This is a genomic window from Kribbella sp. DT2, assembly GCF_049844575.1.
In the GTDB taxonomy this organism is placed as follows: Bacteria; Actinomycetota; Actinomycetes; order Propionibacteriales; family Kribbellaceae; genus Kribbella.
In genome coordinates, this window is sequence record NZ_JBNCLH010000001.1 from 308792 (window position 1) to 332167 (window position 23376).

A 23376-nucleotide genomic window follows, 5' to 3' on the forward strand; every position below is an offset into this window, starting at 1 on the left:
CAGGGGCTCCTCTGGGGAGCGGGTTTCGTGCCACGCTTTGAGGGTGGACAGCGATGGGTTCTGGGGGCTGGTGGATGCGGCCCGGGGGCAGGTTGATGACACGGTCGTGGATCCGGACGGGGTCGCGGATGCGTTGATCAAAGGGTTGGGTGGGCTGGCGGCGGAGGAGATCGTCGGGTTCGGCGTGCGGTTCGAGTTGTTGATGAGCCAGGCCTACCGGTGGGATCTGTGGGGGGCGTCGTTCCTGCTCAACGGTGGGATGGGGGACGACTCGTTCGACCACTTCCGGGGGTGGCTGGTGGTGCAGGGGCGGGAGGTCTGGGAGGCCGCGCTGGCTGATCCGGACTCGTTGGCCGACGTGGTCGACGAAGACCTGGAGGACACCAGCGAGCTGTTCGACGGGGAGGCGGTGCTCGCGGTCGGGGCGGAGGCCTACAGCGCGGTCGCGGGGTCGGAGAAGGCGTTCTGGGCCGCGGTCGACGCGGGGACGCCGGACTCGCCGGACGTGCCGGCGGGTGAGGAGTTCGACTTCGACGACAAGGGTGAGCTGGAGTCGCGCTTCCCGCGGTTGGCAGCCCTGTATCTGCAGGACTAAGCCGGTTCGCCGCCGATGCGTTCGATGAAGGTGCGCAGCGAGCGGCGCCAGCCGGCTTGGCCCGCGTCGGGGTCGGCGGCGGCGAGGCTGACCAGGTGCTGGGTCATCTCGAAGCCGGCGACTGCCTCCTGCAGGGCGGTGAGTGTCTCCTCGGGCAAGGGCTCCCGGTCCGCCAGGACTTCGTCGCCGCGGTCGGGGACCACCGGGCGAGTGGTCCAGCTGCCGAGCCCACTCGGGACGAGCAGTTCAGGGACCAGCGACTCGTGGGAGAGCGACGCCAGATCGCGGTTACCGTTGTCGATGCTGAAGATCGTCGTACCGCGGCGGCGGACGTCCTCGATGCGTTCCAGCAGCGTGTCCGCCGGGTTGGCCTCGGAGACGATCAGCAGCGACTCGCCCTTGCCGGACTCGCGCAGGCGGTCCAGCCCGATCGCCAGGTGGGGCGGAGCGTCCGGCGGCGGAGCCCAGCGGACCAGCGACGGCCTGACGTCCTCCACCCCGGCCCGGTGCAGCTCGTCGTCCAGGTGCGCGGTCAGGTGCCACGGCTCGTCCTCGGGCGGGCCGAACAGCATCAGCCCGCCTCTGCGCGTCGTGTAGCGCCGCAGCGAGTGGGCGAACGACGTGGTGCGGCTGCCCAGCTCGGTGCCGGTCAGCATCTCGCGCAGCAGTGACGCCTTGGTGAGGTCCACACACCCAACCTGACACATGACACCGACCACCGCGACTCCGCCGTACGGCGTGAGGTGGGTCACCCCGGCGTGACAGATCCGCTGCCCGGTCCGACGAACTTGGTAAGCGGCGCTTCGGACGGGGGGCGCCGCCCACGGTTCGCCGGTGGCCGCAGGGGGTGCCGGCGGACCGTCACCCAACGAGAGGACAAGCACCATGAGCTTGGCAGACAAGGCGAAGAACGCCGCGGAAGACCTGGCCGGCAAGGCCAAGGAGGCCGTCGGCAAGGTGACCGGTGACGAGGACCTGAAGTCCGAGGGTCAGGCCGACCAGAGCGTCAGCGACCTGAAGCAGGCCGGCGAGAAGGCCAAGGACGCCTTCAAGAAATAGTTCAGCAAGAAGTAAGGCGCTCGGCGCGGGACTGCAGGTAGTTCCGCTCCGGCACCGACGTCGTCCGGCGAGCTGCCAGCAGGTAGCTCGCCCGGGCGCCGTCCAGGTCGCCGGACATCTCCAGCAGGTGCGCCTTGACCGCCTCCAGCCGGTGGTGGTCCTTCATTCGGCCGTCGGACTCCAGGGGCTCAAGCAACGCCAGCCCTTCCTTCGGCCCGGTGGCCATGGCCACCGCCACCGCGTGGTTGAGCCGGACCATCGGGTTTTCCGAGATCTGCTCGAGCACCTGGTACAGCGCGACGATCTGCCGCCAGTCGGTGTCTTCGGCCCGCTCGGCAGTTCCATGTACGGCGGCGATCGCCGCCTGCACCTGGTACGGCCCCAGCTGAGTCCGGGCCAGTGCGTCCGAGACCAGGTGCTCGCCTTCGACGATGGCCGGCCTGTTCCACTTCAACCGGTCCTGCTCCTCCAGCGGGATCAGTGAGCCGTCCGGCGCGGTCCGGGCGGGCCGGCGAGCATCGGTGAGCAGCATGAGCGCCAGCAGCCCGGCCACCTCGCCGTCGTCCGGCAGCAGCCGCCGTACGCCGCGCACCAGCCGGATCGCCTCGGTGGTCAGCTCCGCGCTGTGCAGGTCGTCGCCGGACGACGCTGTGTAGCCCTCGTTGAAGATCAGGTACAGCACGTGCAGGACCGCGCCCATCCGCGCGTCCCGCTCGGCCTCCGGCGGCATCTCGAACGACGAGCCGGCCTGCTTGATGCTCCGCTTGGCGCGGCTGATCCGCTGCGCCATTGTTGCCTCAGGCACCAAAAAGCCGGCCGCGATCTGCGCGGTGGTGAGACCGCCGACCGCGCGCAGCGTCAGCGCGATCTGCGAGGCCGGCGACAGTGACGGGTGGCAGCACAGGAACAGCAGCGTGAGCGTGTCGTCGCGCCCGCCCGGGTCGTCGATCTCCGGGCTGGGGGCAACGAACTCCTCCGGCGGGGCCATCGTGGCGGCGTTCTCCTCGCGCCGGCGCCGGGCCGACTCGCTGCGCAGCAGGTCGGTCAGGCGCCGCGAGCCGACCCGGATCAGCCAGCCGCGCGGGTTGTCCGGAACGCCCTCGCTCGGCCACTGCTGGGAGGCGGCGAGCAGAGCCTCCTGGACCGCTTCCTCGGCCAGGTCGAAGTGCCCGTAGTGCCGGACCAGCGCACTCAGCACCTGCGGCGTCTGCTCCCGCAGCAGAAGCTCGAAATCACTCACATTTCCATCCCGGACGCATCCATCACCGGCCGGACCTCCACCGCCACGTGCTTGGCGTCCGGCATCCGCGCGGCGTAGTCGATCGCCTGGTCGATGTCCTCGCACTCCACCAGGTAGAAGCCCGCCAGGTGCTCCTTGGCCTCGGCGTACGGGCCGTCGGTGGTGCTGCGGGTGTTGTCGGCGTTCACGAACACCGTCCGGGTCGTGATGGGGTCGGCCAGCCCGGCCGCACTGACCAGGAGGCCCTGGTCGGTCAGCTCCCGGGTCAGGCCCTGGTGCGAGCGCGACAGGTCCTCCCGTTGCTCGGCGGACAGGCCCGCCCAGCTCTCCGGGTTGGAGTAGATCAGCAGCATGTACTTCACGGTCACCATCCTGACGGTCTGCGAGGTCCCTGTAACCCCTCTCACCCGATACGTCGTCACCGAGCTGCCGGAATCGACAGTCCGGAAGTGTCGAGCGGGCGCCGGCCGGACCGACGTCCCCTGCGACAGCTCACCCGTCGTACTGGAGGACCCTCATGCCGGACCCGAAACGCTGGCTCGCGCTGGCGCTGCTCTGCCTGACCGGCTTCATGATCATCCTGGACGCCTCGATCGTGCTGGTCGCCGTACCGTCGATCGAGCGGGAGCTGACCTTCTCGTCCGGGGGCGTCCAGTGGGTCCCGAGCGGCTACGCGCTGATGTTCGGCGGCCTGCTCCTGCTGGGCGGCCGGGTGTCCGACCTGCTGGGCAGGCGGCGGGTGCTGATCGTCGGTCTGGCGGTCTTCGCCGGCTCCTCCCTGCTCTGCGGCTTCGCCTGGTCAGGTGACGCGCTGGTCCTGGCCCGCGGGCTGCAGGGGATCGCGGCCGCCGTACTGGCGCCCAGTGCGCTCTCCATCGTGATGACCACGTTCCCGGACGGCTCGGAGCGCAACAAGGCGCTGGGTATCTGGGGAGCGACCAGCGGAGTCGGCGGTACGGCGGGGTCGCTGATCGGCGGCCCGGTGACCGACGGGCTCGGCTGGCAGTGGATCTTCTTCATCAACGTGCCCGTGTGCCTGCTGGTGATCGCGCTGGCACCAGTAGTGCTGCAGGACAGCCGTGGCCCCGGCAAGCGCGGCTTCGACTTCACCGGTGCGGTCACCGTGACCGCTGCGCTGATCGTGCTCGTGTACGCCGTGATCGAGGCGCCGGAGTCGTCCGCCGGCCGCACCACCCTGCTGGCGCTCGTTTCCGCAGCTCTGTTCGCCCTGTTCGTCCTGGTGGAGAAGCGTTCGGCCGCTCCGCTCCTGCCGCTCCGCCTGTTCCGCTCGCGCGCACTGGTCGGCGGGAACCTGATCACGATCGCCTTCGGCCTCGGCGCCTTCGGGCTGAACTTCGTCTACACCCAGTACGCCCAGCTCGCGCTCGGCCTCTCGGCGATCCGGTACGGCCTGATGTCGTCGGTGCTGGCCGCTGCTGCCGTCTGCGGCTCGATGGTCGGCCAGAACCTCGTCACCCGGATCGGCACGCGCCCGGTGGCCGCCGTGTCCCTGCTGCTGACTGGTGTGGGCGCTACGGCAATGAGCAGGCTGACGGTCGACTCCGGCTACTTCGAGCTGGCCTTCTGGGGTCTGGCCATCTTCGGCGCGGGTCTGGGCGCAGGCACGGTCGCCGGGGCGATCTCCGCGTTGAGCGACGTCACCGGGGACGACGCAGGAGTCGCGTCAGGCCTGCAGAACGCCTGCTTCCAGATCGGCGGCGCGGTCGGCATCGCCGTACTGTCTGCTGTCGCTGTTGCTCACACCACCGGTACGACGCCCGCCGCGCTGACGGCCGGCTACCGCGTGGCCTTCGCAGCGTGCTGGGCCTTCGTGGCCGTCGGACTGGTCGGCGCGGCTCTGCTGATGACCCGCGCTAAGGAGCCGAGAGCAGAGTCCCCCGCAGCTCAACCCGGTCACCGATGATCGCGGCGACCTGCGCCGCGATCTCCTGCGCCCGCTCGTCGGCCGTGTCGATCATGAAGAAGCCGGCGAGCTGCTCCTTCGCCTCGCCGTACGGGCCGTCGGTGATCACGCGGACTCCGTCGCGGAGTTGCACAACCTTGCCGGAGCTGGGGAAGTCCAGCCCTTCGGAGCTGACCAGCTCGCCGGACGCGGCCAGCGAGTGCTTCAGCTCGGTCAGGGACCGGATCGCCGCGACGTCCTCGGCCGAACCGGTCCACGTGTTGTCGGTGTTCCCGAAGATGAGCACGAGGTACTTCATCCTCGGGATGCTAACGAACAGACGGGACCCCGCAAGCCCGAAGGCCTGCGGGGTCCCGTGGCTCAGCTGCTGGAACTCAGAACCAGTGTCGTCGTCCCCCGACAGCGCGACCGGTCGAGCCGAGGATGAACAGCACTGCTCCGACAACGAGCAGGACGATCCCGATGGTCCACAGGATCGGGACACTCAGGAAGAATCCCAGCAGTAGCAGGATCAGTCCGAGGATGAGCATGAAGCCTCCTTAGTCATGACGCCGCCCAGGCGGGGGTGGCGGCTCGACTCTGGTGCCCCAAGGCACCGCGGGTCCAAACGTCCAACGACCGTTTGATCAGTTCCAGCCGAAGCGCGGCGTGCGTTTCTCGGTGAACGCGCGCACACCCTCGGTCAGCTCACCGCTCGAGATCGTCTCCTGGTACCGCTTGTACGCCGCTTCGTCGGCTGAGGCCTCGTCACCGGCCAGCAACGAGTTGACCGTCTCCTTGGCCGACCGGATCGTCAGCTGCGAGCGGGCGACCAGCTTCGCCGCGAACGCGTCGACATCGACATCCAGGTCGTCGGCGGCGACCACCCGGTCGACCAGGCCCTTCAGCTCGGCCTGGCCCGCGGACAGCAGCTCACCGCTGAACAGCAGGTACTTCGTCGTCACCGGCCCGACCAGGTCGAGCAGCACCTTGATCGCGGCCGGCGGGTAGACGACACCGATCCGGGCCGGCGTGACGCCGAACGTGCTGCCGTGCGCCGCGAACCGGAAGTCGCAGTTGACCGCGATCTCCAGCCCGCCGCCGATGCAGTGGCCGCGGATCACCGCGAGCGTCGGCTTCGGGAACTCCCGCAGCGCCGCCTGGGCGCGCAGGTTCGCAGCCCGGATCTCGGCCATCGGGTCGTTCGGGTCGGCGCCGGCGACGAGCTCGGAGATGTCCGCCCCGGCGGAGAACGTCGGCCCGGCGCCGGAGACCACCAGCACCTTGACGGCGGGGTCGGCCGCGAGCGGCTCGAGCAGTCCGGGCAGCGCCTCCCACATCCCTCGGGTCAGGGCGTTGCGCTTGTCGACCCGGTCGATCACCAGCCGGGACACCTCACCGGTCACGATCCTGAAGCCCTGATCCATGACACGCAGTGAAACAGACCGTACGGCGCGCCGCCGCCTGCAAGATCACACTCCGCCCAGCGGTCATCGGACGGCGACACGTTCGTAATGCGTTAAAACTCGCCCGGAGTTGGGAGACCGAGTGGTTTCTGTGCTTGACTCCTCCGGTCGATAACGTTTTGGTCTCGGCAGATTGGGAATCCAAGTGGCTGAAGGACGGCATAGACAGGCGCGGCACCGTCAACCGCGCCCCAAGGTGATCCGCACCGGAATCGTGAAGGTCGCGATCCCTGGCGCGGCGGTGGCGCTGATGGCCACCGGGTCGGCAGTCGCGTTCCCCGACCAGGCCCCGCAGGTCGACACCCCGCTCGCAAGCTCTCCCCTGCAGCTTGCGCGTGAGACCCAGACCAGCCGGGACGCCTACCGCCCCTCGCTCGACCTCAAGCCGAGCACCCCGCCGTCGGCGAAGCCGAAGACGCCGCCGCCGGCGAAGCACCTGAAGAAGCAGGCACCGATCCCGACGAAGTCGGCGAAGACCCGCGCCGCGGACGCCGCGAAGTCGCAGCCGCTGAAGATCACCGGCAGCAAGTTCACCACCACGGACCTGAACGTCTGGACCGCGCCCGAGCAGAAGGGCAGCCTGCTGACCGTTCTGTCCAAGGGCAGCAAGGTCTCGGTCACCGGTGAGGTGCAGGGCGTCTGGGCCCAGATCGTTCGCGACGGCGTCGCCCGCTGGGTCAAGGCCGAGTACCTGGCCGCGACCAAGCCGGTCGAGGAGGTCGCCGGCGGCGTCTCGTCGAAGGCCTGCAAGTCCGGCTCGGGCGTCGAGGACGGCCTGTCCGCCGACGCGGTCCGGGTGCACCGGGCGGTCTGCGCGCTGTTCCCGTCGGTCTCGTCGTACGGCGGTGTCCGCTCCGGCGACGGCGGCGAGCACGGCACCGGCCGGGCGCTCGACATCATGGTGTCCGGCTCGACCGGCGACGAGATCGCGGCGTACGTGAAGTCGCACGCCAAGGAGCTCGGCGTCAGCGAGGTCCTCTGGCAGCAGCGGATCTGGACCGTGCAGCGCAGCAGCGAAGGCTGGCGAGGCATGGAGGACCGGGGCGGCGCGACCGCCAACCACTTCGACCACGTCCACGTCACCGTCTACGGCAGCGAGGGCACGATCTAGCAGCTCGGGGCCTTGAACCGCCCTGCCGAAAGGGTCCGGACCTGAGGGTCCGGGCCCTTTCGGCGTTCACGGCCTGAGGTTGTGGTTCAGGCGGAACAGGTTCTCCGGGTCGTAGCGCCGCTTGATCGCGCGCAGCCGGGTGTGGTCGTCCTTCGAGTACGCCGTGGCGGCGCGGGCCGGGTCGGCCAGGAAGTTGACGAACGTGCGCCCGGTCGGGCGCAGCACCTCGGCCAGCTCGGGAACGTCCTGGTCGATGATCAGCGAGTACGGCGCCTCGCGGTGGGCGACCGGGCCCGCGCCGGGGCCCGGGTTGGCCATCGCGCCGGCCCAGTGGCGGATCTCGACGGTCGGGCCGTCGAGCGCCGCGAGCGCGTCGAGCAGGTCGTCGGGCAGCTCGTCGACCAGGTCGAGGTAGCGGGCCGCCGTACCGCCCATCGCGGTCTGGGCGAAGGGGGTCGTGCGCAGTTCGCCGTCGAGGACCGGGCCGGCCACGGCGTACAGGGGCTTGAGCAGGTGCTCGGCGAGCGCCGCTTCCCCGGCGTACAGGATCTTGAGGGCGATCACGCGGCGGCCGTTGCGGGTCGTCAGGGTGATCGCGGTGCTCAGGTCGTTGGGGATCGTGGTGGTCCAGTCGCGGTAGGCCTTCAGCGTCGCGGTGTCGGCGGCGAAGTAGAGGATGCCCGCGTAGACCTCGCTGACCGGGTGGAGGCGGAACTCGAGCGACGTGACGATGCCGAAGTTGCCGGTGCCGCCGCGGATCGCCCAGAACAGGTCCGGGTGCTCGTCCGCGGTCGCCGTGACGACGCGGCCGTCGGCGGTGACCACCTCGGCGCGGACCACGCTGTCGGCGGCGAACCCGAACTTGCGGGCCAGCCAGCCGACCCCGCCGCCGAGCGTGTAGCCGGTCACGCCGACATCGCGCGACGAACCGGCGAGTGGCACCAGCCCGAACTCGTCGGCCGCGTCGAGAACGGCGCCCCAGCGCACGCCCGGTCCGACCTTGGCGATCCGGCGTTCGGGATCGATCAACAGCGAGGTCATCGCCGAGGTCTTGAGCAGGATCCCGCCGTCGGCGGGCACTCGCGTGCCGTGGCCCGTGGCCTGCACAGCGATCGGTACGCCGTACTGGCGGGCGGTCCGCACCGCCGCCTGCACGTCACTGCGTGCGAACGCCTCGGCAACCACGAGAGGCCGCGAATCGAAGGTCGGCACCAACGCGCGGCGCTGCTCGTCGTACTGCGGGTCCCCCGGCCGGTGGATCGCGCCGTTGAACCCGTTCCCCAGCAGTCCTGCCACGACATCCGCGCCGACCGCTCCCAGCACCTGCACGCTCATCCCGCACTCCGTTCTCCCTGGTCTCACAGGTAAGTCGAGCGAGGGAGCGCGAAATCGACAGGCGCGGAGAAACTATTTCGGGAGGGCCTGCAGCCGCTCGGTGTCAGCGAGGATGTTGATCTCGACGATGCGGCCGTCGCGGACCTCGACGGCCATCACGCCGAACAGCTCGCCGTTCAGCACCGTGATCACGCCCGGAGCGCCGTTGACCGTCGCGACCTGCGTGTACGGCGCCATCCGCGCGAACAGCAGCGCCTGCTCGACGACCGCCTTCGCGCCCTGGACGAAACGGGACGCCGCCAGCGCGTCCGCGGGCACCCGGCCGGCGTCGGCCCGCAGGACGACGTCCGGATCGAGTACGGCGAGCAGCGCCTCGAAGTCGCCGTCCCGGGACGCAGTGAGGAACGCGTCGATCGCCTGGCGCTGCCGGCCCACGTCGCCGTCACCGATCGGCGCCCCCTGGACGCGCCGCCGCGCCCGGCTGGCCAGCTGGCGCGTCGCGGCCGGGCTCTTGTCCATGACCGTGGCGACCTCGTCGAAGCTCACCGCGAACAGGTCGTGCAGGACGAAGGCGATCCGCTCCGCAGGTGACAGCGTCTCCAGTACGACGAGCAGGGCGAGCCCGACCGCGTCTGCCTGGAGCACCTCCTCCTCCGGGTCCAGCCGGCTCACCACCGGGTCCGGCACCCAGGAGTCGAACGAGTCCTCCCGCCGCGACTTGCGCGACCGCAACAGGTCGAGGCAGACCCGGGAGACCACAGTGGTGAGCCAGCCGGTCAGGTTGGCCACCTCACTCACGTCCGACCGGCTCAGCCGCAGCCAGGCCTCCTGAACCGCGTCCTCGGCCTCACTGAGCGAGCCGAGCATCCGGTAGGCCACCGCACGCAGATGGGCGCGGTCCTGCTCGAACTGGCGCGCTAGGTCGTCCTGGTGATCCACCCGGCCATTCTCCCGCCGTACCGTCTCACTCGGCCGGTCACCTGCTGGTGACATGCGTGACAGCCCGGCCTCAGAGGTGAGCCAACGCCGCCCGCCTGTGGGAGTTGGGCGAGCGGCTGGTTGCTACAGTCTGAGCATGTCCGCGCGCCTGAGCTGCTGGTGGCCCGTCTCCTAGACGGCCCCTTCCGCTGCGCGCTCACCGGCCGTCTCGATCGAGGCGGCCGTTCGTGTATCTCCTCGTCGGGGCGACCCCGCACCCACCGAGGAACCCTGATGGCACTCACTGCCCGACGTACCTGGTCCGGTCTGATCACGGACCTGCTCACCGGCCGCCACCTGACGCCGGACGACGCTGCCTGGGCCATGGACGGAGTGGTGGCCGGTACGGCGACCTCCGCCCAGGTCGCGGGCTTCCTGGTCGCGCTGCGCGCCAAGGGCGAGACGCCGGCGGAGATCGCCGGGCTGGCCTCGGTGCTGCGCTCACAGGCGTTGCCGGTACGGGTCGCCGGCCCGCTGATCGACATCGTCGGCACCGGCGGGGACAGGTCTGGCGCTGTGAACATCTCCACGATGGCATCGATCGTGGTCGCCTCCACCGGAGCAACCGTGGTCAAGCACGGCGGTCGTGCCGCCTCGTCGACCACCAGCGGCTCGGCCGACCTGGTGGAGGCGCTGGGCGTCCCGCTCGACCTGTCCCCAGCGGAGTCGGTACGCCGGGCTGGGATCGCCTTCCTGCACGCCCCGCTCTACAACCCGGCACTCCAGCACGTAGGCGCAGTACGGCGTGAGCTGGCCGTGCCGACCGCGTTCAACGTGCTCGGCCCGCTGATCAACCCGGCTGACCCCAAGCACGGCCTGGTCGGGGTCTCCGACGAGCGGATGCTGCCCGTGGTCGCGTCGGTGCTGGCCGAGCGGGACTGCTCGGTCCTGGTGGTCCGCGGCTCGGACGGGCTCGACAAGCTCACCACCACCGGGCCGTCGCGCGTGCTGACGGTCCGGGACGGCGCCGTGCGCTCGACCGTCTTCGACCCACGCTCGGTCGGCATCGATCTGTGCACAGCGGGGGACCTCCGCTCGGCCGACCCGGTGGCGGTCGTACGGCGCCTGCTGGCCGGCGAGCGAGGCGCCGTACGGGACGTCGTACTACTCAATGCGGCCGCTGCGCTCAGCACTCTGCCCGGTCGGCCCTCGCTGGAGAGCTGCCTGGAGCAGTGTGCCGCGGCGATCGACTCCGGAGCCGCTGCAGCGACGCTGGACCGCTGGACCGGTTCGAGGACCGCGGTGGGCTGCGGCCGTGGCTCTACAAGATCGCTACCAACCGGTGCCTGACGCTGATCGAGCGGCGAGGACGGCGGGACCTGCCGGTCGGTGACGCCGTGACGGAGGCGTTGGCGGAGCACCGGCTGGCGTGGACCGAGTCACTGGACCCGTCGGAGCGTGTTGTGGTGCTGGAGCCTTCGTCGCGTCGTTGCAGCAGCTGTCCCCGCTGCAACGGGCAGTGCTGCTGCTCCGCGACGTACTGGCCTTCGCTGCGCGGGAGCTGGCCGAGCTGCTCGACACCACTGATCGAGCGCTGGGTCGCGGCGGTGCACGCCGGTGACCTGGACGGTCTGATGGCCGACGCCGGCGTGGAGACGCCTGCCGAGTTCACCACTCCCGGCCACACGATCGTTGCCCGTGACAACCTGGCCGTTGCCTGGGGCGACCGTGTCGCCGCCGACGCCGCGGAGATCCGGTCGAGGGCGACGCGGGTCTTCCAGCACACTCCCGACGGCTGGAAGCTGATCCACCAGCATCTGCGTTCCCTCAGTAGCCGGGGGTCGTCCTTTGGATCCTGCCGTCGTCATCCGATCGGCTGAGAACCGGGAACCCATGGGCGATGTGGTGGCCCCGGTGGAAAACCTAGTTTCGGAGGGACCGTACCGGCGCGCCCTGAGCGCCCCTCTGGAGGACATCAGATGCACAGGACCTTGATCCTCGCCCTCGCCGCGACCACGATGGCGGCGGTCGCCGTACCGGCGGTGTCGACGGCGGCGCCGCCGAGGACCACGACCGCGAGCACCGTGAAGTGGGCTCCCTGCCCGCCCGACGTCGTGCAGTACGTTCCGCTCGAGTGCGCGAAGCTCGCCGTACCGCTGGACTACCGCAAGCCCGACGGCCGGCAGATCGAGCTCGCGCTGTCCCGGCTGGCGTCCAAGGACCCGTCGAAGCGCCGCGGCATCCTGCTGACCAACCCCGGCGGCCCCGGCGCCACGGGCATCGACTACCCAGGTCTGCTGGCCCGGGCGGGGGCGTCCAAGGAGGTGCTGGACTCCTACGACCTGGTTGGCTTCGACCCACGCGGCGTCGGACGCAGTGCGCCGGTGAGCTGCGACTTCACGCCGACCCAGCAACTGCGCGGCGCCTTCGCGCAGTACGCGCACAGCCCGGCCGACGTCACCCGCGAGGCGGCGTACGCACGGACGATCGCCAACCAGTGCGCCACCTCGAAGACCGCGTCGATGCTGCCCTACATCACGACCGCCAACACCGCGCGGGACATGGACCGGATCCGGGCCGCGCTCGGCGAGCAGAAGGCGTCGTACCTCGGGGCGTCGTACGGCACCTACCTCGGTTCGGTGTGGACGACGCTGTTCCCGAGGACCAGCGACCGGGTCGTGCTCGACAGCAACCTGGGTCCCGAGGGGTACGACGAGACGGCGATGCGGATGTTCGCCCGGGGGCTGGAGGACCGGTTCCCGGACTTCCAGAAGTACGTCGTCGCGCGCCCCGAGCTCGGGCTCGGCAAAACCCCGCAGCAGGTGAAGGCCAAGTTCTTCGAGCTCGCGCGGGAGCTGCGCGCACGGCCGCTCGAGGACATCGACGAGACGGGGTTCCGCGCCGCGACGTTCGGGATGCTCTACTCGGACGCGGGCATGGCCGAGCTGGCCAAGCTCTGGCAGGACATCGACACCGGAAAGCCGCTGACGGTCCCGCCGGTGGTCGACAACAACAACCTGATGTCCGCTCGGCTGTACGTCGTCTGCGGTGACAGCCGCTGGCCGACGTCGGTCCGGGAGTACCAGCGCAACGTCGCGATCGACCGGATCAGGTACCCGATGCTGGGTGCCTCCACGGCCGGCATCGGACCGTGCGCGTTCTGGCCGAAGCAGCACGTCGAGCCGCCGGTGAAGATCACCGACCGGGGCCCGTCGAACGTGCTCCTGGTGCAGAACGAGCGCGACCCGGGCACACCGCTGGCCGGCGCGAAGAAGCTGCGACGCGCCTTCGGGGACCGCGCCACGATGGTCACCGTCGACGGCGGCGGGCACGGCGTCTACCCGTTCAGCGCCAACACCTGCGCGAAGGACGCGGTGGCGTCGTACCTGGTCAGCGGGAAGCGCCCTGCGCAGGACCTAGCCTGCGCGGCCCAGCCCAAGTAGCAGCAGCGGGATGTTCAAGGACTGGCAGGATCGCCTTGCTGCTGCTCATCCCGCAGGTTCGTCGGGCCGATCACCCTGCTGATCGGCCAGCTCGGCGGCGGCCTCGACGGCGATGTCGATGGCTCGGCTCGCCAACGGAGATCGGGTGCGGTGGGCCGGCCAGTGCAGGTACATCTCCCGCGTGGGTGACGGTTCGAGCGGGTGGATGCTGAGGCGGTCGTCGGACGCGGCATCGGTGCCGTGCAGGGCGAGCCACGGCAGCACCGCCGAACCGATGCCCGCGCGCACCATCGACAGGATGGTCTCGTGGCCGCCGGTACGGAACACGATCCGCGGGCGGCCGCCGTACTCGGCGAGGGTCCGCTCCAGCCAGCGCTGGTGATAGGTCGGAGGCCAGGCGACCATCGGGGCGTCGTCGAGCAGCTCCACCCGTACGGGCCCTTCGGGAAACGTCCCGGCAGCGGCCACGAGCAGGTAGGACTCGTCGAGCAGCTTGACGTGCTCGACGTCACCCTCGACCCGGCCGTCGTGGAACAGCAGGTCGAGATCCCCGATCTTCGGGTCCGCCGGTTCCACCTCGGACAGGCGGATGTCGCAGCCCGGGTGCTCGTCGAGCAGCTGCCGTACGACGGCCGGCAGGATCAGGTTGGACACGCTCTGGAAGGTGCCGATGTCGATCCGGCCGCTGCCGGCCCGGAAGCGGTCGACGGCGTCGGCCAGCGCCTCCGACCTCGCCAGCAGCCCACGGCCGTGGGTCAGGACGACCTCGCCGAGGGGCGTGAGCCGCACCGGCTTGGGACCGCCGGGCCGGTCGAAGACGGCGCCGCCGAGCGCCCGCTCGAGCGCCGCGATCTGCTGGCTGACCGAGGACTGGGTGTAGCCGAGCCGCACGGCTGCCCGGCCGAAGGTTCCTTCCTCGGCGACAGCGGCCATGGCGCGCAGGTGGCGCAGTTCGACGTCGACCACGCGGCCATAGTATCGCCGTACGTGATCGACTTGATCGGAAACCATCGCTTTTCACGATGCATGCGGGACCGTAGCGTCTTGTTCCAACCGCTACGCGAAGGAGAGCAGGACATGACGGACATGAACGAGACCGAGTGGCGGTCCTTCGTCTCCGCGGGGACGAGGCTCGCGCACGTGGCCCTCACCCGCGCCGACGGACGGCCGCACGTCACGCCGGTGTGCTTCGTGCTCGACGGCGACGAGCTCGCCTTCGCGCTCTCGCCGGGCAGCGTCAAAGGCAACAGCCTGGCCCGCGACCAGCGGATCGCGGTCTGCGTCAGCGACGAGCAGCAGCCGTACAGCTTCGTCTCCGTCGAAGGGCGGGCGCGGGTCTCGGCCGACGTCAAGGACGTCGCCAGGGGAATCGCCGGCCGCTACTACCCTTCCGAGTCCGCCGAGGACCTCGCCGAGTCGTTCGCGCAGGGCGGGTTCACCGCGGTGCACATCGGCATCACGAACGTCATTGCCCGCTCGGGTCTCGGCTGAGGTTTTCGCTCAGCGGCAGTGGCGCCCGCAGGCTGATGCTGACGATGCCGTAGGTGAAGCCGAGGTGCTCGTTGAGGCGGCGCATGGACTCGTTGCCGCGCTGGGTCCAGGTGTAGATCTCGGTGATCCCGTGCTCGGCGGCCCACGCCATGCTGGTGCGCTTGAGCGTCGCGGCGACCGACCTGCCGCGCCACTCCCGGCGTACGGCGGTGTAAGCGACCTCCGCACGCTCGGGGCGGTCGGAGTCGAGCATCAGCCCCGCCACGCCGATCACCTCGTCACCGGCCACCGCGACGAACATCGCGGCCGGGTCGTTGATCCACTCCTTCTCCCAGTCGTCCTCCGACACCTTCAACGCAACCGGATGGTCCATGTCCGGGAACGTCGGCAGCGCGACCTGGTGGTACGCCGCCGTCCACAGCTCCGGCCGTTCGGCGACCGAGAAGATCTCGTACGCCGTCGGCGGCGCCGGCTTCGGCTCGTCGCCGATCGGCCTCAGCTGCTCGACCTGCCGATTCGATTCCCGGAAGCCGAACCGCTCGGCGAACAGCCGGGACTCCTCGTCGTCGACGCTCGCCCCCGCCATGTCGTAGCCCTCGGCAACAGCATGGTCGGCGAGCACCTTCAGGATCTCGGTCCCGACACCGCGCCGCCGGAAATCGGGGCGAACCATCGGCATCAGCGCCGCCCGTTGCCCATCACCTGAGCGATCCGCCAGCCCACTGCCGACGACCTCGCCGTCGACCTCGGCCAGCAGCATCAACCGGCCGGGCCGATCCGCCTCACGCAACTCGGCAACAGCCGGGCAACGCTCGTACGGCATGATCGCGATCCGCACCGCACGCCAGCCCTCGTAGTCGGCATCGGTGATCGCCGTACGGATCGTCGTCATGCCTTCAGCTTGCACCAGTTGGTGGTGGAAAGCCTGGGAATTTCGGTGCCCCGATGAAGCCCGGGTTCTAGAGTGCGTGGGGTGGATCTCTCGCATCTCGGTACGCCGATCGGGCCGCTGGTCCGCGTGCACGGCGGGTTCGCCAACCGGATGTACCGGCTCGACACCGACCAGGGGTCGTTCGCGGTGAAGGAGCTGAACGTCGTCGACCGTCGCTGGGCCTACCAGGTCGAGGACGTGTTCAGGCTCGAGCGGGCGGCCTTCGCGGCCGGCATTCCGATGCCCGAGCCGATCTCGGCCGACCACGAGACGCTCGTCCACCGGTGGGTCGAGGGCGAGAAGGTGCCCGAGGCACCGGTGTCGGCGGCGTACGGGTTCGAGATCGGTGAGCTCCTCGCGCGCATCCACGCGCTGGACGTCGAGTGGACCCACGCGCCGAGCGAGGAGCCGGCCTCACGGGACTGGCCCGCGCTCGCCCAGCGGGCCCTGTCGACCGGACAGCCGTGGGCCGACGAGCTCGCCGCCCAGGTCGACACGTTCCTCGCGATCGCCCACTTCGTCGACACCTGCGAACGGCCGGGCCCCGTCGTACTGACCCACAAGGACATCCAGCCGTGGAACCTGCTCGCCCGCGACGGCCGGCCGGTCGTACTCGACTGGGAACTCTCAGGCCTGCTCGACCTGTCCGGTGAACTCGGCTCCACCGCCCTCAGCCTCGCGAAGGGCCCAGGCTTCGACACCCTCGAACCCGCCATCTTCCGCACGGTCCTAGACGGCTACGTCGCCGCCGGCGGAACGCTGCCGCCCGCGGGCCCCAGCTGGTTCGTGTACCTGATCGGCGGCTGGCTGGGCCACACCAGATGGAACATCCTCCGCTGCCTCACCGGCACCCAGGCAAGCACCGGCCCCGACCTAGCCCTGTCCCACGAGTCCGCCCGCAACGGCGCACGAGGCCTCCCCGACCTCTTCCACCGACTCCCGGACCTCGAGACCCTGCTCAGGTAACCACTCCAGGCGGAGGGTGTGGGATTCGAACCCACGATGACGGTCACCCGCCATACCGGTTTTCAAGACCAGCGCACTCGGCCACTATGCGAACCCTCCAGGCGGGTGCGCAGTACGGACCCGCCGAGGGTCGAGGATAGCGGGTGCGGGCGGATTAAAGCTGTGGAGGGCTGCGGTCCGGGTTGTTAGGCTCATCCGCCGAGATCGGAGTGCTTCCTCATGCCTACAGCCACGTCCCTCGGCCTGCCCAACGTGCGCGGCCGCGTCCCCCTCCTCGTCGGACTGGCGATCGATTCGTTCGGCGGCGGCTGTGCCGGGCCGCTGCTGCTGTTGTTCTTCGTACGGGTCGCTGACATCCCGCTCGGTACGGCGGGGGTGCTGCTGACCGTCGCGACCCTGTTCTCCGTCGCGGCGCCTGCTGCGGTCGGGCTGGTGATCGACCGGGTCGGGCCGCGCAACCTGGTCACCGCCGCGCAGTTCGCGCAGGGGGTGGCGTTCGTCGGGTTCTTCTTCGGGCGGTCGATGTGGCTGCTGTTCCTGTGCGCGCTGCTCACCACTACCGGGCAGCGCGTGTTCTGGTCGTCGGTGTTCAGCCTGCTGGCGGATGTCTCCGACGAGGGCGACCGGGACCGCTGGTTCGGGCTGGGCGGGATGATGCAGGCCGCTGGGTTCGGGCTGGGCGCCCTGGCGGCCGGCGTGCTGCTCACGATCGACGGGGACCTGCCGTTCCTGCTGGCGATCGGACTGAACGCCGTGACGTTCTTCATCGCCGGCGTACTGATGCTGTGGATCCACCCGGATCACACCGCCCGTTCGGTCGAGGACACCGGACCGATGCCGTTGCTGCGGCGCGACAAGCCGTTCCTGGTGCTGATCGGGGCCAACACCATCCTGGCGCTGTGCACGATGCTGATGGGTGTCGGGCTACCGGTCTACGTGACCGAGGCGCTGCCGGCGCCCAAGTGGCTGGTCGGCGTACTGCTGGCGGCGGTGTCCGTCGTACTGGCTACCGGGCAGACGCTGGTGGTTCGCCATACCGAGCACCGGCGGAAGATGAACGTGATGGTGCTCGTCGGGCTGCTGTGGATGGTCTGGGGGCTGCTGATGGCCGGGCTGTTGCACGTGCCGGCTGCGCTCGTCGTACCGGGTCTGGTGCTGGCGACTGTGTTCTTTGCCGCGGGGGACGTGCTGCACGCGGCGACCGGGAACGCGCTGGCGGCGGCTGTGGCGCCTGAGCGGGGGCAGGGCAAGTACCTGTCGTACTGGCAGTACTCGTTCACCTTCGCGAGCGTGCTGGTACCGGTGTTCTTCGCGCAGCTCTTCGTGGTGGGGCACGCGGTGCCCTGGCTGGTGATCTCGGGGCTGGCGCTAGGGGCTGCGATCACGCTGGTCCTGCTGGACCGGGCGCTGCCGGATGTGACTGCTCAGCGGCGCTGATCGGGAATCGGTACCGGGCGCCTCCTCTCTCCTGCCGGGGTTGTGTACTTGATGGCGCGACGGCCGTCGCGAGTTGGTCGTGGTGACCGCCGTGAAGCTTCCAACCGGGTCGGCGATACTTCTATTTCGATCGGTACAGAAGCGTCTTCAACTGCCGTCGGGCGCCGATGCAAACCTGGGGAACATGTGTTCTAATATTCTCCGTACAGCGCGCGGTACCTCTCTTTCCAACCCAGACCTTCGTCCGAGCGGCCGAACCTCCCACCTTCGATGTGGACGGCCGGTGCGGCGATGGCCGCCCGGGGATGTGAGGACCCCGGGCGTTGGAGGGCTTTCGGCAGGCAGACTGACGCGGGAAGGTGGTGGACGACGAGAGGGGACAGTTCATGCTGCTCGAACATCGCGGCCGGAGACCGGTCGTGCCAGAGTCGGCGCACGTCGCGCCGTCGGCGGTCCTGTGCGGTGCGGTGGTGCTCGGAGAAGGCTGCCGGGTGCTGCACGGCGCGGTCCTGACCGCGGAGAACGGCGAGGTCCGGCTCGGGACGAACTGTGTGGTGATGGAGAACGCCCTGGTCCGCGGCCGGGCCGACCATCCCGCGCTGATCGGCGACGCGGTACTCATTGGACCGCACAGCCACGTGAACGGCGCCACGGTCGAGGACGAAGTCTTCCTCGCCACGGGCGCCGCCCTGTTCCCCGGTTCGGTAGTCGGCACCGGCTCCGAACTCCGGATCAACAGCGTGCTCCACGTGAACTCACGCCTGGCCGCCGGCACCGTCGTACCGATCGGCTGGATCGCCGCCGGAGACCCCGCCGAGCTCTTCTCCCCCGACCGCCACGAGGAACTCTGGGCCGTCCAGGAACCGCTGGACTTCCCCGGCACCGTGTACGGCGTACCGCGCGGCACGCCGATGCGCGACATCATGGCGCGCCAGTCCGACTACTACGGCTCACACCTGGAGGATCACTTGGTGGAGGAATATCCAAGCAGCTAGTTTATTCAGTTGCCTGTAGCAACCAGTGGATGCTGTTGCCTGCCATTGGTTTGCTACTGGTCGTTGCCGCCCTACCGGCCGGGTTTGCCTCAGATGGCAGACCAGCGGGCTCGCAGTACGCCGTCGGGATCCGGCAGGACTCCCACGACCAGCGGGTTGTACTCATCTTCGGTGATGGGGTGGGCGGCTGCCGCGATCACGTCGTCGGGGAAGTCGTCGACGTCCGCATCGAGTACGACCACGCTGCGGATCTCGCCTGCCCGGTTCTCCCAGACGTACTCACAGGTGCCGTCGATGCTTGCGTGGGCGGCTTCGACGTCGGGCGAGAGATCGGGCCAGACGCTCAGCCGTGCGCGTCGTGCGAGGTGGAGGTTTTCGACCAGCTTGGCGGGCGCGCCGGGTTCGCAGTTGGGCACCTCGGCCGACAGGTGGGCTGCCGGAGCCGGAGTCGGAGTCGCAAGCACTCGGCGTGCCGGCAGGGCGGTTGACTCGGCCTTCGGTGCGGGCGGCGTCGCGGCCGTCTCCGCCGTGAGGCGATGCCAACGCAGCAGGTTCTGGGCCGGCGACTCCCGAAGCAGGACGGCGCCGTGCTCGGCGACGAGGTTGCCGACTTCGGCCCAGAAGGCGGCGTCGGCGGCGGGCCCTGTTCGTCGTCGAGGTCGTCGTACGGGGACTGCTTCAGACGCACCGGGAACAAGCCGAGGTCGGCGGCTGTAGCGACGGCCTGCTCGCACAGGATGTGCTGCCGATGTACATGTACTGGTCGTAGCCGATGTGGACCGTGAACCGGTCTTCGACCTCGAGCCTGCACCAGGCGCCGCCGTCGCGCAGCATCACGCGGACGAGTTCGAGAGCGGTGGTGATGGGGACGACCGCGCCGTCGTAGTAGTCGCTGAGGTCCGGTGCGAACAGGCCGGCGAGGCCGTGACCGTTGGCCGGCATTTCGAGCCCGAGGTTCACGAAACCGGTCACACCGGGTTCGCGGATGCTGAGCTCCGCGATCCCGCTCTCCTCGGCGAAGGCCACGACGGCCGCGAGGTAGGCGGCTTCCTTCGTGCCGTGATCGCTCGATTCGTCCTCAGAACCTGTGTAGCGGCCGCAGTCGTTCCAGTCGGCTGGGTTGTACTTCGTCACCTTGTAGACGTAGGGCAGCGGCACCCGCTGATGATGTCAGCGTTCGGCGCCGGCGGTCAGCGAACAACCGCAGCAGCGGTGCAGGGTAGGACGCACAGTACGGCTTGCGGACCTGGGTGGGCTCACCGCGATGACGACGGCGACGAGGGCGGTGGTGGTGCCGACGGCGGTGGTGCCGACGGCGGCTATGGCGGTGGCGACTGTTGCGGTTGCGGTGGAGCAGGAGTCGCGGTGCTGATGGGGGCGGCGAGGGTGAATTGGCGGACCTGGCCTGGGGGCTTGGCGGCGCAGGTCATTTGGCCGTTGACGGTGATCATTTCGGCTTGGACTTCGACGGTGATGGTTTGGGTGTCTGAGGTGGAGAGGGCTACGGACCAGTGGCTTGGGGTTGGTTGGCTGATGGTCGTTGGGTGGAGGGCGTTGAGGGCGAGGCTGTGGCCGGCTTGGCGGGCGAAGTGTTGGGCGGCTTGGGCTGGTGGGGAGAGGGCGCCGGAGCCTCGGTAGTAGGTGGGGGTGATGGTGCCTTCGGTGTAGGACTGGGCGAGGGGGACGGCCTGGTCGGCGGGGACGTGGCCGTAGAAGAGGCTGTGGGGGAGGAAGACCAGGTTGGCGGCGAAGCGGTCGCCGCCGATGTGGCTGCACTCCCAGGTTTGGTCGGGGTAGGCGGCGGTGAGGGCTGCGGCGGCTGGGCGGCCGCGGACTGCGCAGCAGGCGTCGTGGCGGCCGTGGGTGCAGACGAGGTAGATGGGGTCGGTTGTGGGGGTGCCTTGGTCTGCGCCGGAGAGGACTGCGAGGAGGTGCTCGTCGGTGGGGAGCTCGCCGGTGCGGATGGACTCGTGGCCTGGGCGGGAGTCGACCAGGAACCAGCGGCGGGGTGTACCGGCGGGGGTGCGGCCGTGGCGGCGGATGAGGACCGGGCGGCAGCGGAGTCGGGCGCAGAGCTGGGCGACTTGGGCGGGCAGGTCGTCTGCGGGGTTGGTGGGCACGGCAGCTGGTGGGGCGGAGCTGTGGAGGGCGGGCTGTGGGGCCGGGTGGCCGACGACCCCTTGTGGGGCGGGACTGCCGGGATCGGCTTGTGGAGGGTGGGAGTCGGGGGTTGAACGGCGGAGGGCTGTGATGGCTACGCGGGGCCAGGGGGCGTTGAGTTCTATGAGGAGCCAGCGTTCGGCGGGTGGGGCGGTGGCGAAGACGGCGTCGCCGCGGCGGTCGGCGGAGGCGGCGCAGCCGGTTTCGGGGCGGTAGCGGGGTGGGGGGACGAAGTTCGAGTCCGGCCGCGGAGTGGCGGTCGGACTCGAGGTTGGTACGGCCGGCGTGGGGGCGGTGGCGCTCGCGGTGGTTGGGGATGCGTTGGTGGTTGGTGGGCGAGCGTCGGCGGGGGTGCCCGGCTGCGGCGGGCGTGGGGCGGGTTGGGTCATGCAGGGCTCTCGACGAGTACCGCTTCTGTCATGAGGCGGCGGGCCAGGACCAGTTGGTCTTCGGGTGGGAGGTCGGGGAGGTCGCCGACTGCGAACGGAGCGCCGGTGAGGGCTGCTGCGAGTGCGCCGACTGTTTCGCTGGGGAAGGTGATCGTGCGGTCGGGGAGGTGCAGGCGGACTGGGGTGCCGCCGGAGGCCGGGGCGGCGGAGGGAGAGCCCGGGACCAGATGGTGGTTGAGGCCTGGGCGTAGGCGGAGCTTCGTACCGACCCGCAGGTTGGTGATGGCTGCTGCGTGGGCCAGGGGTGCTAGTGGGGCTGGGCGGTTGCCGGACCAGGTGCGGCGGCGTAGGCGGTCCGCGAGGTCGTCGGGGGTTGCGGTGTGGAGGTGGTCGGTGAAGAGGGCCACGACCTTTTCCAGTTCGGGAGCCAGTTGGGCTGGGTCGCCTGGGTTGAAGCCGAGGGGTAGGGCTGTGCGGAGGTCGACCTCGTTGGCGGCCAGGGCGGCTAGCTCCTGGATGAGGAGGTAGCGGGTCATGGTGTGGAGGCCGATGGTGAGGTGGGCGCTGACGCCGCCTAGGGCCTTGGCGGAGTGGAGGAAGCCTCGGGGGACGTAGAGGGCGTCGCCGGGGCGCAGTACGGCGTCTACTACCGGCTGCTGCTCTCGGGCTGCCTCGGCTATGGCCTTGGAGTGGTCTGTCCAGGGCTGGTTGCGGAGGGGGTCGAGGTGGACCGGCTCGTGGACGGTCCAGTGCTTCTCGCCGGCTACCTGCAGGACGAACACGTCGTGGACGTCGTAGTGGGCCGCGAAGCCTTGGGACTCGGACGGCGTGATGTACGCGTTGATCTGGACCGGGTGCCCGGCTTCGGACGCCAGTTGCGTGGAGAAGTCGACGAGCGCGGGCCAGGTGCGATGCAGAGCCTGCAGTACGACGGTGTGCCCGCTCGCGAACAGCGCGGCGACCTTGTCGTCGCGGATCTGGTCGCCGATCTCGGCGCCGACGCCGCCGGAGCCGGTGAACTGGTTGTCGCCGACCACCGACCCGTTCTTGGCGACGCGCAGGAACGGCGTACGAAGTCCACGGCGGGACAGCAACTCGTCGACCGCGGCGAGGCTGAACAGGTCGGCGAAGGCAGCCGGCCCAGCGTTGGAAGCCAGCCCCGCGTCGAAAGCCGGACCCGCGTCGGAAGCCAGCTCCGCGGCCGGGGACAGCAGTGCCCGGCGTCCCCAGTAGTTGGTGGCGAAGTCCTCAGGGTCTCCGGCGACGCAGCGCCGGAGAGCCGGGCGGCCGTCCGGCAGCGGCCCGGTCTCCGGCACGGCGCTCACCTACTTCCGGAGTTACCGCCGGCACCGCCGTCCGCGCCGCCGTCGGTCGCGTTCGGATCGGCTCCGCCGTCCGCCGGACCTTCGCCGCTGCCGGCACCACTGTCGGCTCCTCCGTCGGCGCCGCCGTCGCTGACACCAGGCGAGGCACCGCCGTCCGCGGGTCCTTCCGAACCGGCGCCACCGTCGGCACCGCCGTCACTCGTACCGGGAGACGCGCCGCCGTCCGCGGGGCCCTCCGCGCCGCCGTCGGCACCACCATCGGTCGCACCGGGCGTTGCCCCGCCGTCAGCCGGTCCCTCGGCGCCGCCGTAGCCGCCACCTGCGCCACCGTCGGCGCCGCCGTCGTGCGCACCGGGCTCCGCGCCGCCGTCGGCCGGGCCTTCGCCGCCGCCGTAGCCACCACCGGGTGTGGCTTGGTTGCCCTCGCCACCGGCTCCGCTGTCAGCACCACCGTCCGCACCGCCGTCGTGCGCACCAGGGGTCGCGCCCCCGTCAGCCAGACCTTCACCGTCGCCGGACGAAGTGGTCATGTCGTCGTCGTTGAGACCCATGATGCTGCTCCTTTCGAGAGGATTTGTGCCCACCCAGTGCGCACAGTAGATCGGTGCTAAA

The 23376-nt window shown here is 70.0% G+C and carries 27 protein-coding genes and 1 tRNA gene; 12 read left to right on the top strand and 16 right to left on the bottom strand.

Annotated features, from left to right (window positions below):
• Window positions 1-43 precede the first annotated feature (43 nt).
• Window positions 44-595, top strand: coding sequence for a DUF4240 domain-containing protein (locus tag ACLQ2O_RS01430; RefSeq protein ID WP_425826283.1), 552 nt, complete (start codon window positions 44-46; stop codon window positions 593-595).
• Here the strand turns inward: ACLQ2O_RS01430 and ACLQ2O_RS01435 are convergent.
• Complete coding sequence (locus ACLQ2O_RS01435) at window positions 592-1284, bottom strand: hypothetical protein (RefSeq protein WP_425826285.1); 693 nt, start codon at window positions 1282-1284, stop codon at window positions 592-594. The two genes, ACLQ2O_RS01430 and ACLQ2O_RS01435, sit on opposite strands and share 4 nt — an antisense overlap.
• 196 nt (window positions 1285-1480) lie before the next feature.
• On the opposite strand from ACLQ2O_RS01435, the gene ACLQ2O_RS01440 reads away from it, so the two are divergent.
• Window positions 1481-1654, top strand: a complete 174-nt coding sequence (locus tag ACLQ2O_RS01440; RefSeq protein WP_425826287.1) for a CsbD family protein — start codon at window positions 1481-1483, stop codon at window positions 1652-1654.
• A gap of 1 nt (window position 1655) precedes the next feature.
• Here ACLQ2O_RS01440 and ACLQ2O_RS01445 read toward each other — a convergent pair whose 3' ends face one another.
• Window positions 1656-2894, bottom strand: a complete 1239-nt coding sequence (locus ACLQ2O_RS01445; RefSeq protein ID WP_425826289.1) for an RNA polymerase sigma factor — start codon at window positions 2892-2894, stop codon at window positions 1656-1658.
• The gene (locus ACLQ2O_RS01450; protein WP_425829047.1) at window positions 2891-3247 is read right to left on the bottom strand and encodes a YciI family protein; all 357 of its coding nucleotides are present in this window, start codon (window positions 3245-3247) and stop codon (window positions 2891-2893) included. Before ACLQ2O_RS01450 ends, ACLQ2O_RS01445 begins: the two co-directional genes overlap by 4 nt.
• A gap of 164 nt (window positions 3248-3411) precedes the next feature.
• On the opposite strand from ACLQ2O_RS01450, the gene ACLQ2O_RS01455 reads away from it, so the two are divergent.
• A complete protein-coding gene (locus ACLQ2O_RS01455) occupies window positions 3412-4818 on the top strand; it encodes an MFS transporter (protein ID WP_425826291.1) in 1407 nt (468 codons plus the stop codon).
• Here ACLQ2O_RS01455 and ACLQ2O_RS01460 read toward each other — a convergent pair.
• The 3 genes from ACLQ2O_RS01460 to ACLQ2O_RS01470 form a co-directional block, all read right to left on the bottom strand.
• Entirely contained in the window at window positions 4769-5116 is a 348-nt protein-coding gene (locus tag ACLQ2O_RS01460; RefSeq protein WP_425826293.1) for a YciI family protein, read from the bottom strand. The two genes, ACLQ2O_RS01455 and ACLQ2O_RS01460, sit on opposite strands and share 50 nt — an antisense overlap.
• A gap of 76 nt (window positions 5117-5192) precedes the next feature.
• Window positions 5193-5348: a DUF6131 family protein gene (locus tag ACLQ2O_RS01465; RefSeq protein WP_425826295.1), complete on the bottom strand. Its 156-nt coding sequence runs from the start codon at window positions 5346-5348 to the stop codon at window positions 5193-5195.
• A gap of 96 nt (window positions 5349-5444) precedes the next feature.
• On the bottom strand, window positions 5445-6224 hold the full coding sequence (locus tag ACLQ2O_RS01470) for an enoyl-CoA hydratase/isomerase family protein (protein ID WP_425826297.1): 780 nt from the start codon (window positions 6222-6224) through the stop codon (window positions 5445-5447).
• Window positions 6225-6459: 235 nt separating this feature from the next.
• On the opposite strand from ACLQ2O_RS01470, the gene ACLQ2O_RS01475 reads away from it, so the two are divergent.
• Window positions 6460-7374, top strand: coding sequence for an SH3 domain-containing protein (locus ACLQ2O_RS01475; RefSeq protein WP_425826299.1), 915 nt, complete (start codon window positions 6460-6462; stop codon window positions 7372-7374).
• A gap of 66 nt (window positions 7375-7440) precedes the next feature.
• On the opposite strand, the gene ACLQ2O_RS01480 is transcribed toward ACLQ2O_RS01475, so the two are convergent.
• Entirely contained in the window at window positions 7441-8709 is a 1269-nt protein-coding gene (locus ACLQ2O_RS01480; RefSeq protein WP_425826301.1) for an FAD-binding oxidoreductase, read from the bottom strand.
• A gap of 72 nt (window positions 8710-8781) precedes the next feature.
• Window positions 8782-9648 carry an RNA polymerase sigma factor SigJ gene (gene sigJ, locus ACLQ2O_RS01485; RefSeq protein WP_425826303.1) on the bottom strand — a complete coding sequence of 289 codons (867 nt, stop codon included), beginning with the start codon at window positions 9646-9648 and terminating at the stop codon, window positions 8782-8784.
• Window positions 9649-9921: 273 nt separating this feature from the next.
• Here sigJ and trpD point away from each other — a divergent pair, with 273 nt between their 5' ends.
• The 4 genes from trpD (at window position 9922) to ACLQ2O_RS01505 (ending at window position 13070) form a co-directional block, all read left to right on the top strand.
• On the top strand, window positions 9922-10977 hold the full coding sequence (trpD, locus tag ACLQ2O_RS01490; RefSeq protein ID WP_425826305.1) for an anthranilate phosphoribosyltransferase: 1056 nt from the start codon (window positions 9922-9924) through the stop codon (window positions 10975-10977).
• A gap of 169 nt (window positions 10978-11146) precedes the next feature.
• Window positions 11147-11248, top strand: a complete 102-nt coding sequence (locus tag ACLQ2O_RS01495) for a hypothetical protein (protein WP_425829049.1) — start codon at window positions 11147-11149, stop codon at window positions 11246-11248.
• Complete coding sequence (locus ACLQ2O_RS01500) at window positions 11235-11507, top strand: nuclear transport factor 2 family protein (protein ID WP_425826307.1); 273 nt, start codon at window positions 11235-11237, stop codon at window positions 11505-11507. The genes ACLQ2O_RS01495 and ACLQ2O_RS01500 overlap by 14 nt, the downstream gene beginning before the upstream one ends.
• Before the next feature lie 99 nt (window positions 11508-11606).
• On the top strand, window positions 11607-13070 hold the full coding sequence (locus tag ACLQ2O_RS01505) for an alpha/beta hydrolase (protein ID WP_425826309.1): 1464 nt from the start codon (window positions 11607-11609) through the stop codon (window positions 13068-13070).
• Between the two features lie 45 nt (window positions 13071-13115).
• On the opposite strand, the gene ACLQ2O_RS01510 is transcribed toward ACLQ2O_RS01505, so the two are convergent.
• Complete coding sequence (locus ACLQ2O_RS01510; RefSeq protein WP_425826311.1) at window positions 13116-14036, bottom strand: LysR family transcriptional regulator; 921 nt, start codon at window positions 14034-14036, stop codon at window positions 13116-13118.
• 111 nt (window positions 14037-14147) lie between these two features.
• On the opposite strand from ACLQ2O_RS01510, the gene ACLQ2O_RS01515 reads away from it, so the two are divergent.
• Entirely contained in the window at window positions 14148-14561 is a 414-nt protein-coding gene (locus ACLQ2O_RS01515) for a PPOX class F420-dependent oxidoreductase (RefSeq protein WP_425826313.1), read from the top strand.
• Here the strand turns inward: ACLQ2O_RS01515 and ACLQ2O_RS01520 are convergent.
• A complete protein-coding gene (locus tag ACLQ2O_RS01520) occupies window positions 14536-15453 on the bottom strand; it encodes a GNAT family N-acetyltransferase (RefSeq protein ID WP_425826315.1) in 918 nt (305 codons plus the stop codon). The genes ACLQ2O_RS01515 and ACLQ2O_RS01520 overlap by 26 nt on opposite strands.
• An 81-nt stretch (window positions 15454-15534) precedes the next feature.
• On the opposite strand from ACLQ2O_RS01520, the gene ACLQ2O_RS01525 reads away from it, so the two are divergent.
• Window positions 15535-16458 carry a phosphotransferase family protein gene (locus ACLQ2O_RS01525; protein WP_425826317.1) on the top strand — a complete coding sequence of 308 codons (924 nt, stop codon included), beginning with the start codon at window positions 15535-15537 and terminating at the stop codon, window positions 16456-16458.
• A 10-nt stretch (window positions 16459-16468) separates the two neighbouring features.
• Here the strand turns inward: ACLQ2O_RS01525 and ACLQ2O_RS01530 are convergent.
• A tRNA-Ser gene (locus tag ACLQ2O_RS01530) sits at window positions 16469-16557 on the bottom strand.
• 120 nt (window positions 16558-16677) lie between these two features.
• Between ACLQ2O_RS01530 and ACLQ2O_RS01535 the strand changes: the two genes are divergently transcribed.
• Both ACLQ2O_RS01535 and ACLQ2O_RS01540 read left to right on the top strand, forming a co-directional pair.
• Window positions 16678-17895: an MFS transporter gene (locus tag ACLQ2O_RS01535; RefSeq protein ID WP_425826319.1), complete on the top strand. Its 1218-nt coding sequence runs from the start codon at window positions 16678-16680 to the stop codon at window positions 17893-17895.
• 362 nt (window positions 17896-18257) lie between these two features.
• Window positions 18258-18890 (top strand): gamma carbonic anhydrase family protein, encoded by a 633-nt coding sequence (locus ACLQ2O_RS01540; RefSeq protein ID WP_425826321.1) that lies wholly within the window; start codon window positions 18258-18260, stop codon window positions 18888-18890.
• Between the two features lie 89 nt (window positions 18891-18979).
• Here the strand turns inward: ACLQ2O_RS01540 and ACLQ2O_RS01545 are convergent, their stop codons facing one another.
• From ACLQ2O_RS01545 to ACLQ2O_RS01565, 5 genes are all read right to left on the bottom strand, one after another.
• On the bottom strand, window positions 18980-19354 hold the full coding sequence (locus ACLQ2O_RS01545; RefSeq protein ID WP_425826323.1) for a hypothetical protein: 375 nt from the start codon (window positions 19352-19354) through the stop codon (window positions 18980-18982).
• Window positions 19355-19568: 214 nt separating this feature from the next.
• Window positions 19569-20048: a hypothetical protein gene (locus tag ACLQ2O_RS01550; RefSeq protein WP_425826325.1), complete on the bottom strand. Its 480-nt coding sequence runs from the start codon at window positions 20046-20048 to the stop codon at window positions 19569-19571.
• A gap of 161 nt (window positions 20049-20209) precedes the next feature.
• Window positions 20210-21010 carry a sucrase ferredoxin gene (locus ACLQ2O_RS01555; RefSeq protein ID WP_425826327.1) on the bottom strand — a complete coding sequence of 267 codons (801 nt, stop codon included), beginning with the start codon at window positions 21008-21010 and terminating at the stop codon, window positions 20210-20212.
• A 425-nt stretch (window positions 21011-21435) separates the two neighbouring features.
• A complete protein-coding gene (locus ACLQ2O_RS01560; protein WP_425826329.1) occupies window positions 21436-22755 on the bottom strand; it encodes a cupin domain-containing protein in 1320 nt (439 codons plus the stop codon).
• Window positions 22756-22760: 5 nt separating this feature from the next.
• Window positions 22761-23315, bottom strand: a complete 555-nt coding sequence (locus tag ACLQ2O_RS01565) for a BatC protein (RefSeq protein WP_425826331.1) — start codon at window positions 23313-23315, stop codon at window positions 22761-22763.
• Window positions 23316-23376 lie beyond the last annotated feature (61 nt).